Source organism: Paralysiella testudinis (assembly GCF_016894345.1).
Lineage (GTDB): Bacteria > Pseudomonadota > Gammaproteobacteria > Burkholderiales > Neisseriaceae > Paralysiella > Paralysiella testudinis.
Map to the genome: position 1 here is coordinate 1,969,268 of NZ_CP069798.1, position 9,464 is coordinate 1,978,731.

Annotated in this window: 18 protein-coding genes and 1 pseudogene; all 19 read right to left on the reverse strand. The window is 56.5% G+C overall.

Annotated features, from left to right (window positions below; translation table 11 throughout):
* Positions 1–8: 8 nt before the first annotated feature.
* The 19 genes and pseudogenes from JQU52_RS10145 to JQU52_RS10210 all read right to left on the reverse strand — a co-directional run bounded on the left by JQU52_RS10145 (position 9) and on the right by JQU52_RS10210 (position 9,444).
* Positions 9–1,157, reverse strand: a complete 1,149-nt coding sequence (locus JQU52_RS10145; RefSeq protein ID WP_230338372.1) for a 2-oxoacid:acceptor oxidoreductase — start codon at positions 1,155–1,157, stop codon at positions 9–11.
* A 193-nt stretch (positions 1,158–1,350) separates the two neighbouring features.
* Positions 1,351–1,707: a Mor transcription activator family protein gene (locus JQU52_RS10150; protein ID WP_230338373.1), complete on the reverse strand. Its 357-nt coding sequence runs from the start codon at positions 1,705–1,707 to the stop codon at positions 1,351–1,353.
* Positions 1,688–2,179, reverse strand: coding sequence for a gp16 family protein (locus tag JQU52_RS10155; protein ID WP_230338374.1), 492 nt, complete (start codon positions 2,177–2,179; stop codon positions 1,688–1,690). The genes JQU52_RS10150 and JQU52_RS10155 overlap by 20 nt, the downstream gene beginning before the upstream one ends.
* Positions 2,180–2,246: 67 nt before the next feature.
* Positions 2,247–2,528, reverse strand: a pseudogene (locus JQU52_RS10160) (HU family DNA-binding protein); the annotation flags it as partial.
* A 131-nt stretch (positions 2,529–2,659) separates the two neighbouring features.
* Positions 2,660–3,019, reverse strand: coding sequence for a DUF3164 family protein (locus tag JQU52_RS10165; RefSeq protein WP_230338376.1), 360 nt, complete (start codon positions 3,017–3,019; stop codon positions 2,660–2,662).
* 55 nt (positions 3,020–3,074) lie between these two features.
* The gene (locus tag JQU52_RS14775) at positions 3,075–4,220 is read right to left on the reverse strand and encodes a DUF3164 family protein (protein ID WP_328300342.1); all 1,146 of its coding nucleotides are present in this window, start codon (positions 4,218–4,220) and stop codon (positions 3,075–3,077) included.
* The gene (locus JQU52_RS10175) at positions 4,210–4,395 is read right to left on the reverse strand and encodes a hypothetical protein (RefSeq protein ID WP_230338377.1); all 186 of its coding nucleotides are present in this window, start codon (positions 4,393–4,395) and stop codon (positions 4,210–4,212) included. The genes JQU52_RS14775 and JQU52_RS10175 overlap by 11 nt, the downstream gene beginning before the upstream one ends.
* On the reverse strand, positions 4,392–4,694 hold the full coding sequence (locus JQU52_RS10180; protein ID WP_230338378.1) for a hypothetical protein: 303 nt from the start codon (positions 4,692–4,694) through the stop codon (positions 4,392–4,394). Before JQU52_RS10180 ends, JQU52_RS10175 begins: the two co-directional genes overlap by 4 nt.
* Before the next feature lies 1 nt (position 4,695).
* Positions 4,696–5,598 carry an ExeA family protein gene (locus tag JQU52_RS10185; protein WP_230338379.1) on the reverse strand — a complete coding sequence of 301 codons (903 nt, stop codon included), beginning with the start codon at positions 5,596–5,598 and terminating at the stop codon, positions 4,696–4,698.
* 105 nt (positions 5,599–5,703) lie between these two features.
* Positions 5,704–5,838, reverse strand: a complete 135-nt coding sequence (locus JQU52_RS14720; RefSeq protein WP_268866615.1) for a hypothetical protein — start codon at positions 5,836–5,838, stop codon at positions 5,704–5,706.
* A gap of 2 nt (positions 5,839–5,840) precedes the next feature.
* Positions 5,841–6,134: a hypothetical protein gene (locus JQU52_RS10190; RefSeq protein WP_230338380.1), complete on the reverse strand. Its 294-nt coding sequence runs from the start codon at positions 6,132–6,134 to the stop codon at positions 5,841–5,843.
* Positions 6,135–6,206: 72 nt separating this feature from the next.
* Positions 6,207–6,971, reverse strand: coding sequence for a hypothetical protein (locus tag JQU52_RS14780; protein WP_328300349.1), 765 nt, complete (start codon positions 6,969–6,971; stop codon positions 6,207–6,209).
* A 143-nt stretch (positions 6,972–7,114) separates the two neighbouring features.
* The gene (locus JQU52_RS14785; protein WP_328300351.1) at positions 7,115–7,501 is read right to left on the reverse strand and encodes a hypothetical protein; all 387 of its coding nucleotides are present in this window, start codon (positions 7,499–7,501) and stop codon (positions 7,115–7,117) included.
* Positions 7,498–7,719: a hypothetical protein gene (locus JQU52_RS14790; RefSeq protein ID WP_328300353.1), complete on the reverse strand. Its 222-nt coding sequence runs from the start codon at positions 7,717–7,719 to the stop codon at positions 7,498–7,500. The genes JQU52_RS14785 and JQU52_RS14790 overlap by 4 nt, the downstream gene beginning before the upstream one ends.
* A complete protein-coding gene (locus JQU52_RS14795) occupies positions 7,712–7,897 on the reverse strand; it encodes a hypothetical protein (protein ID WP_328300355.1) in 186 nt (61 codons plus the stop codon). Before JQU52_RS14795 ends, JQU52_RS14790 begins: the two co-directional genes overlap by 8 nt.
* Positions 7,898–7,899: 2 nt before the next feature.
* On the reverse strand, positions 7,900–8,046 hold the full coding sequence (locus JQU52_RS14800) for a hypothetical protein (protein ID WP_328300357.1): 147 nt from the start codon (positions 8,044–8,046) through the stop codon (positions 7,900–7,902).
* Positions 8,047–8,049: 3 nt separating this feature from the next.
* Positions 8,050–8,904 carry a hypothetical protein gene (locus tag JQU52_RS10200; RefSeq protein ID WP_230338381.1) on the reverse strand — a complete coding sequence of 285 codons (855 nt, stop codon included), beginning with the start codon at positions 8,902–8,904 and terminating at the stop codon, positions 8,050–8,052.
* Between the two features lie 41 nt (positions 8,905–8,945).
* Positions 8,946–9,242 (reverse strand): helix-turn-helix domain-containing protein, encoded by a 297-nt coding sequence (locus JQU52_RS10205; protein ID WP_230338382.1) that lies wholly within the window; start codon positions 9,240–9,242, stop codon positions 8,946–8,948.
* Positions 9,243–9,252: 10 nt separating this feature from the next.
* Positions 9,253–9,444 carry a DNA-binding protein gene (locus JQU52_RS10210; protein WP_230338383.1) on the reverse strand — a complete coding sequence of 64 codons (192 nt, stop codon included), beginning with the start codon at positions 9,442–9,444 and terminating at the stop codon, positions 9,253–9,255.
* Between the last annotated feature and the right edge of the window lie 20 nt (positions 9,445–9,464).

Genomic DNA, 9,464 nt, shown 5'->3' on the forward strand with positions numbered 1-9,464 from the left:
CTTGGGGGTTAGATGGCGGTGCGGCGTGCCGCTTCTTCGTAGCTAATGCCTTCCTTGGCCATCAGCGCTTGGGCGCGTTGGTGGTGCGCCACCGTGTCGGCATCAGCCTCGGCAAAATCCGCTACAGCGGCGGGTGTGCCGGCAGCGGCCCGCGTGGCGGTGGCGGTTTCGGCAAATTCCATTGCCGGCGGCAGGGCACGCAAAAAACCGCGCAAGCCCTCGGCCAGCGATTGCACCGCATCGCCTTCGCCAAATTCGGCTGCGGTGTGCTGCGGGTATTCGGCAAAGTTCAGCAGCTGCACCACCAGCGCCTTGTCGGCGGGTTTGAGCTTGCCGTCAGCGGCTAAGCTTTCAGCAAAATCGGCATTGGCTTTATGGCCGGCGGCCAGCAGGCTTTGTGTTTGTTCGGCTTGCAGGCGTTTTACTTCGGCTTCCGCCGCATCGGCACGCGCCGTTGCGGCAGCCAGCGCGGCGGCTGTTTCTTGGGACATATCGGTCTCCTTCGGGTGGTCATGAGGTTGGTCTTCGGATGGGGTGGATGGGATGGCCGCCGCTTCGGCAAACGCGGCCTGTTCAATCGGCGCATCGTGATAACGCGCCATTTCTTTGATGCTTTCGATTTGCCAGCCGGGTATCGCCGCATCGGCCTCGGCCTGGCCGAATTTAGCCAGCAGCCAATCGCGCAGGCTGCGCAGCACACCGGCGGTGTGTTCGTGGGCGGCTTCGCTAAATTCCACAATCCCGGTTTCGTTGGCGGCAAATTCAATCGGGCGCAGCCCTTTTACCGCCGGTGCGTGCGCACCCAAAAAGCCGACATGGCGCAGGTAGTAGCTGTCGGGCACCGGGTTATTGGGATGGCCGGGCGGCCAGAATGAGGCAGAAACTTTTTTATAGCGCCCGGCAGCCACGGCCTCGGCAAAGTCGGCATCCATCTGCGCAAACTCGGCTGAAAGGCTGCCTGAAGCGGCAGACAGCGCCGGCACCCAGCCGTAGGCGGGCGCGTCCATCTTGGGGTGGCCGATGACAATCGGCGCTTCATGCTTTGCCGGGTCGTACACGGCAGCGGCACGTGCCACATCGGCATCGCTGATGTGCCACACCTTGCCGTCGGCGCTGGTGCGGGTGCCGGCTTTAAAGATTTCAAACTGCTTGGACATAAAAAAACTCCCTCAATCGTTATGGGGAGTTTGGGCGTAAATCTGTTTGCGGTCTTTTAAAACGTTTTAAAAATTGCATTAGGGCTTAAAAAAACAAAACCGCCAAATCGGCGTTTTAAGCGCATTTGGCGGCATGGGTAAGTATTGGTATGTTTTGAATCTACAGCATCGGTCAGGCGCATTTGAGACCGGGCTACCGGGCATTCTCCGGTTCATCAAACAAGTCGGATTGCTTTTCAGCAAAAATCTGCGCCCGCACTTCCTTGATAATGGTGTAAATGCGGGTGCGGGTGAGGCCGTATTTTAATGCCAAATCATCATGATTATTGCCGCTCCATTCTTCGTAAATTTTACGGTTGCGGGCGCGGGCGCGGGTGGAGATGTCTTTGGGTACATAAAAATTCCACCCGCCAAGCTCATCAATCACCAAATCCACCACCTCATCGGCAGCTGCTTCCGCCTTGCTGCGCGGCATGCCTTGTGAGAGCAATTGGCGCAATACCGCATCGGTGAGCACTGCCACAAAATCTTTAACCGTGTACGCTGCCATCGTGTACCGCTCCTTTCCTGCGTTTTTTCTCCATCCGTTGCCGCCATTGTTTCAGCATCTCAATCACCCGGCTGGAATCCGCTGTACCAAGCCAGCCGTAATGTGCTACCCCGGTCATCTTTTTAACGTAGTTGTTTAATGCCCGCTCGCTGCTGTCGAACACCACGCCCTTGGTGTGCAGCTCAATCCACAGCCCGCGTATCATTTGGCTCTGCCCATCGCTGTGGTAGATGGGCAGGTCGGGGCGGGTGGCGGGCTGGCGCTTGGGTGCCGTCATCACAAAGCCTTGCGCCTGCATCGCCTTTAGCGCCGCCTCCAGCTGCGGCAGGCTCATGTCTTTGCTGCTGGTTTTGCCGCGGCTGGCATTGGCCAACAGGGTGCGGTAGGCGCTGTCGTCCAGCATCAGCTGGCCTTTGGCCACATGCAGCAGGCGCACTAGCTTAGCTTTCTTTTGTGCGGCGGTGAGTTTCATCGGCTTCCCCTTAATCGTAATGTTCCACACATGCCGCCGCGCATGGCACAGCGGCATGGATTGAGCATCACTGCACGGCGTCTTTCAGTGCTTTGCCGGCGCGGAATTTAGGCGACTTTCCCGCAGCAATGGTGAGCGGCTCGCCGGTTTTGGGATTGCGGCCTTGGCGCTCGGCACGTTCGCCCACATAAAAAGTGCCGAAGCCCACCAGCTGCACTTCGCCACCTGCGGCCAGGCTGCCTGAAACGGCACGCTCAAACGCCGCCAGCGCCTTGCCTGCCGCCGCTTTGCTGATACCCCCCTCGGCGGCGATGGCATCGATTAAATCGGATTTGGTCATTTTGATTTCCTTAAGTTGGTTTGGGCGGAGCCGCCGCCCGGCGGGTTAGTGTGAAACAAGCGGCACCACAGCATTTTCTTCTTTGCGCACCAATACCTGACGGCCTGCCGATTCAAATAATTTTGCCCAGGTTTCCATATTCAAGCCTTCCCCGTATCGGCATCCACCCGCACATATTCGCCGCTGCCCTCATCGCGGCGGTACAGGCGGATGTATTCACGCGACACATGCACGGTGAGGCTGTCGGTGAGTGCCCGCATGGCGCGTTGCCATTTTTCGTCTTGGATATTGTAGCTGCGCAAGGCCAGCACTTTGCTGGTGCTGATATTGCCCTCTTTGTTGACATCAAATGCCTGCTGCACAATCACTTTCAGATTGGCATTGGCACCGATGCTGTATTCTTCCAAGCACTGGTCAATCAGGGCTTTGGCAGCGTGCAGGCGCTCGTCAAACGTCAGCACGTCCTGCATGGCCACCAGCACCCGGCGTTTGCCGTCCAAGCTGGTTAAGGTGACATTGCCTTTTTGCTGGGCTTCACATCAAATTCCGCCGCGCTCACGTCCACAAAGGTGCGCACGGTTTCAATGCCTTTTGTTTTGATTCGGCATAGGCCTGCGCCTTGGGTTCGATGGCATCGAAAAGCTCGTTCACCAAATCGTCGCGCATCAGGTCAATCGGCCGGATGGCGCTTACCGGCACCAGCGCACCACGGGCGTCTTCACGGTATTGGCTTAAATCAATCTGTTGGTTCATCGTGTTGTCCTTTTTGTGTTGCCTTGCGGCATAAATCCGTTTGCATTCGTCTGCGGTGCGGCTGCGGTGACCGTGTATCCAATCGGTTTGCACCATTGGCGCATCGTGCAGGGCTTGGTTAATAATCTGCTGTATCCGCGCCAGTGCCGCTTTGCCGCTGGCCGTGGGCGGGTGTTTGTGTTTCAGCTTGCGCTGCTCCGGCAGCGGCGGCAGATGGTGGATCAGGTCGCGCGGGTTTGGCCATTCACTGCTGCTTAAGGCTATCTGTGTAAAGGCTGCCTGAATCCTTGCGCGGTCACGCTCTGCATCCCACACCGCATTGCGCTGCCTTAATAAGCCCACCCACACTTCGGCTACAGCGGCCAAGTCGGCGGCGGCGGGGCGGCCTTTTAAATTCAGGGCGGCCAGCCGGATAAAGCCCTGCGCGATTTCTTCTTTCAAGAAGTCAATTTCCGCCCCTTTCTGCGCCCACGCAATCAGCCCGCCCACGCCATCGCGCAGCTTGGTGCTTACTGCTCCTTCCCCGTGGGGAGGGCTGGGGAGAGGGCAAAACTGTTGCTGCTGTGGTTTTTGCGGCGTCCAAAAAGTCAGGTTTTCCAGCAAAAAGCCGTGGCCGGTGAGCGGGGTTTGCAGCTTGCCCAAATCCCGTGCCTCGATGCAGCGGTTAAACGCCCAAATCCATGCTTCGCGCGGCGCAGGGTAGCTTTGGTGCTTGCGGGTAATCTGCGCTGCCTGAATCATCGGCACCAGCTCGGCCAACAGCTTAGCCGCCCGCGCCCAGCTCAAGTCTTTTTGCGCCGGGCGGAACAGGCCAAGGTAGCGCAGCGCTGCTTTGGCGGTGTCGTCCGAGATGCCGGTAAGCGCCACAATCAGGCTGCGGGCATCGTCGTGGGCAATCAGCACTTCAATGCTGGCGGCAGCGCCGCAGGCAGGGCATTTAATTTTCATCTTCCGCCACCCAGCCCCATTGTATGGTTTCTCTAAACACGCCCACCGCCCACTCTTCCCGCTCGTCATCTGTCATGTTGTCCCAATCCTCCGGCACTTCTTCTTCAAACAGCCACGCAGAATCACAGTCTGCGCACAGCCCCACGCACGAGATATTGAATTTCACCGTTTTCATTTGATTGCCTCTTCCCCGGCCACCGGCTCCAACACCCAGCCTTTGGCCAAATCGTTATCACTCATGCCGCCATACACCGCCTGCCATGCCGCATCGGCGGCGCGGTCGTCTGCCGCGTTATCGGCAGCTGTCGCCGTCGCCGCCGCCTGCGGCGGGGTATCCAGCAGCGGCACCATGCCCAAGCCCAAGGCCATTAGTGCGGCCAACACCAAACGCAGGCACAGCGCACGCAGCCAGATGGTGCCTAAACTGTCGGATTCTTCGGCTACCGGGTAGCCCCATTGGTTGCGGTATTCCATCTCACGCCCCCGCCACCGCATCGGCATACACCACCGCATCGCCCTGCATATACGCCTGATTCATGGCGGCGGCCACCAGATTGTTGACTGCCAGCGGATACAGCAGGCTTTGGCCGGCCATCTCGCGGCTGGCGCGGCTGTGGATGGTCAGGCGGGCGGCCACTTGGTCGATGGCGGCATCGTCCATAATCTTGTCTACATCGCCACCGGCACGCTCAAACTTGTGTTTCAGGTAGCCTTTGAGCTTGCCGTCGGAAAGGGGCAGCAGGGTCACAATCTCACAGCGCTGCACCACTTCGCGCACTTGCGGGTTGTTTTCAGCCAATTTGTGCGCCAACTCCGGCTGCCCGATCAGCACAATCCCCAACAAGCGGGCAAAGCCGTGTTTCAATTCGGCAAACCGTTTTAAGTGTTTCAGCGTCACCCAAGGCAGGCAGTGGGCTTCTTCAATAATCAGCAGATGGCGGTTGCCCGCTTTATGCGATTCAATCAGCGCCTGATGAATCTGGCGGAAGCGTGCTTCGGGGCTGCGCTTCGGGCTGCTGCCGGGCGATACCGCTTCCAAAATGGCTTCGGCAATATGGGCGGCCTTTAAGGTTTTGCCCTTGATGTCGTTCTCTTCCATCGCCAATACATACGGCTGCGCCAGCAATACCGGGCGGTTTTCACGCAACAGGCGCTCTTCCAAATCCTCGCGCAGGGTGGTTTTGCCGCTGCCGCTTTCGCCTACCGCGGCCACAAAGCCGCCGTGGGCAGCAGCCTGATACATGGCTTCCCGCACATAGCGGATATCCGGCGTTAAAAACACATCTTCCGCACTGCCGATTTCATCGTTAAACGGATCACGCGCCAGCCCGAATGCTTGCCGTGCGGCTTGTGTTAAAGTGGCTTTTCGCAGTAACATATTCTCGTCCTCGCTTTCCAAGTTAAGGGCAGGTGCGGCTTCCGGCTCGTTTTCCAGACATTCGGGAATGTCCGCACCATTTTGTTTAAAAAGACTTTCAAGTTTTCATGCAGCGCTGCTGCGTTTTTTCGGCCAGCGGGAATGTTTCACCACCCCCACCAGCGTGGGCTTGCTGCAACCGATTTCGGCAGCGGCCACGGCATAGGATTTGCCGATTTGTTTAAATGTCTGCTCCATCATGCTCACCATTTGGGCGGTAGAACTTCAAAAGCACCGTTATAGGCTTTTTGCTCCGCTATCCTGAAGGAATCCATACCGACTTCGGGGAAAAATGATGTTTTCACCAAAATGCCGTGAGTGCCGTCCAAAGGGTAGTAGCGTACGCGTCCGGCAAATTCTCTGGCTACGCCATAGTCGTTGTACCCCTCTCCGATTTTCAAATAGAAAACATCCGATGCAATCAGGCGGAGCAGGAAATCCAAATGCTCTTCAAGCGGAGCCGATTCCTTTGGATGTCCCGACCAAAACACAGACATTTCTTTGATTTTTTCCTTTACCTGCGGAAATCAAAATCAATGGCAACTTGCACTTCATAATCATCCATCAGGCTATCTTCCCGAATAATGAACAGCTGCTTGCCTGTCATATTTAATGTCATTTTCTAAGCTCCTTTTACCAGTTTCAATTTGCCCCTGCTCACCAACTGCCCCAACAAGGCATCCAACTCGCAGGCGGGGATACCCTGCGGCCAGTGTTTTCTGGATCAAGGCCATTGCACCGGCCCACTCGCCGCCGGCCGCTTCAAGCTGCGGCTTGAGTATTTTGGCCGCCTCGGTCGGGCTCAACACCTGCTCGGCCACTTCCATTTTGTTGTAGTCCATCTGCTGGCCTTCGCGGGTGAGGTACATCACCTTATTGGCGGCAAGCGCCTGCTCTTGATGGGCAAAAGGATTGATGCGCCCGTCAAACGGCAGGGCTTTCTGTTTGCGCTTTTTGGCCGCCGCTTCCAAGGTATCCGCGCCCATCGCCAGCATTTCCAGTGCCTTTTTATTGGTTTGCGCCGGGGTGTCGGCGTGCGCCTTGTATTCCTGCCCGATAATCGCGGCGTTAGCATGGAAACCCCACTGGTTAACCACCACTTCCGGCACCGCAATCCAGCACTCCCTGCCGTTTTCATCGAAGCGCTGCACCCTCACCGCACCCGGCTGCCAAGGGTTCTTAGCCACCACCACACTTTCGCGCGGGCTTAAAGCCGGTATAACACTCACATCAAAATTCCGACCCTCAAAGCTGATGGTCAAGTTATCCTGCACCTTGCGCGTTTCCGGGCGGCTTAATACCAGCTCGCGGCAGTAATCGGCAGGCGGCGGCAAAATCAATTCTTCCGGGCGGATTTTCTGCCAGGCCGAAAAGCGCGACATTTCATGGCGGCTGTGTTTGCGGTGGCTGTTGAAATACACCATCCAATAATCAGCCCAGCGTTGCAGTGCAGTAATATCATTCACCCGGCGCAGGCTTAACTTGGCTTCAAAAATATCTCCACTAAATTATTGCCGTTTTCCACTTGGCCTTTGCTGCGCGGGTTGCCCGGTTTGTTAATCTGCACATGCACTCCAAGCTGTTGGCATAAATACTTAAAACTGTGGCCGGTATTGGCACTTCCGGGGTCGAGCATCACCAGCTTAGGCACCCCGCAAAACGGGTTTTCAGCACGGTTGCTTTTCGGCTGCATGGCCTGAATAAAGGTCTCGCACAAATTTTCAGAGTTCTCGCCGCCAAACACATACCAAACAAACAGGCTGCCTGAAGTGTGGTCGGTTACCACATAGCGCCACACCCTATCCAGCACAATGCGCTCAAGGTTTTTGGGTTTGTTTTTGTAAAACTTATCCGATTCCATCATCCGCAAACCCGTGTCATCCTTCCCTCCGTGCCTTTGGGCAGGTAAAACAGCACGCACAGGCTGGCATCGATTTGCCATACATGGTTGGGGTGCAGGCTTTGCAGCGCATTCACCGGGTCGGGCACCAGCAATTGGTCGGGATGCAGCCCATATTGGCGCAGCGCCCGAATCACCGTGCTGCTGCTCAACTGAATCACTTCCCCTGTCTGCTTATCCACTCGTCTCTGCCTCAATCAAGCCGTTGGCACGCAGCATATTTACCGCCTCTTCCACCGTAGTCATACGCTTGCCGTTTTTACGCATGGTTTCCAGAATCAGGCTGCCGATGTATTCCGCTTCGGTGCGGGTCAGTGCGCTGCGGCCCGCATCGGCACGGCGCTTGCGTGCCGGTGCCACACTCACTTTTTAAGCTCGCGGTACAGCTTATCGCGCGACATGCCCAACTCTGCCGCCACTTGCTGCAAATAGCCGCTTTTTTGACCATGCCCCAGCTGCGCCACCTTGCCTGCCACCGCCACCAGCCTTTGTGTCAGCACCGCACTCATGGCTTACTCCCGCCCCTGCATCCATTCCGGCTCGATGTCGTCTTGCGGCACCTCGTCCGGCAAATCAAACAAGCCGCGCAGCTGCTCGATATCGGCAATCAACTGGTTCAGGCAGCCCACCATCACCGGGCGGTGGTTGAACCCGCCCGCTTCGCCATGCGCCACCAGCTCTTCAAACAAAGGTTTGATGCGGCTGATTTGGCTGCGGGCGGCCACTTCGGTGGAGGCCAATACCATAGTGATATGGCTGCCCACATCCGCCGCATCCGGCTCTTTGGTTTTAGCGGTTTTTTGTTTTTCCAGCTGCTCGGTCAGGCGGTTGATTTTGGCGTCTTTGTCTGCCGATACTTTGCGGGCGGCTTCGGTGTCTTCGCGGGCGGTGCGTAGCGTGTTGCGCAGCTCCTTAATGGTCATGCGGTCTACATCGTCTAGCGTGTGGCCGTTCAGCTCGCCGCCGTCGGCCAGCTCGGCCAGCGTATCGTCTTCTTCTACCAGTAGCTCCAGCAGTTTGCTTTTACCTAAGTCCATCAGCTTGGGCGCGGCCTTTTGCATTTGCGGTGTGGCAAAGCGCTTGGTGGCATTCATCAACCGGGCTGTTTCTCGGTAATGCAGCCCCAGCTCCGTTTCGGCAATGTCACGGAATCGGCCATGTTCGGTGTGTTCTTTCAACACAATTAAGGCGCGCCCAAGCTCAAACATGCCTTCCAAAGTTTTACGCGCCGCCTGCCGTGCTCGCTCAACCCAACGCTCTTCGTTGTAAACTTCGTTATTGCCCCATTGCTCCATCACCGCTGCGCTTTGTATGGCGGCGCTGTTGGACAGAGTTAAAACTTCGTGTTCGATAATGTCATTGCTCATTTTCAAGCTCCCCAAAAGTGACGACGTCGTCACTTTTCAATTTAAACGCTGCCGTTTTCCACCCGACTACCAATCTCATGCACCCGATTGCGCAGGCTTTCCTGCTGCCGACGAAACCGCTCCGCAATCTGCAAGGTTTTAATGCTGTATGCGTAGTGGCCATTGTCCAATTTTTGCACCAGCCCCTCGGCCATTAAATCGTCTAAGTCGCGGCTCACATGCACCGGAGATATACCCAAGCCGTCGGCAATATCTTTATTGCTTACCCCGATAATCGGGTGTGCTTCCAGCGCTTTAAAAACCTGCAATACCCGGATGCCTTTTTTGCTGATTGCCATTGCTTCGCTCCTATGCAGCAGCTTTCAAACCCAGCTTTACCGCAATCTCATGTGCCTTGCCGTACTTACCTTTGGAGAATCCATTCAGCACCCGGTATACCTCTTGCTCACGGTAGCCGTGCTCACGCGCCCAACTGGAAAACGTCCAGCCCTTACTGTGGAACTCAGTCTTAACCTGTTCCGGTGTCTTTACTTTTTTCATATCCCTTAATCCTTGTTTGT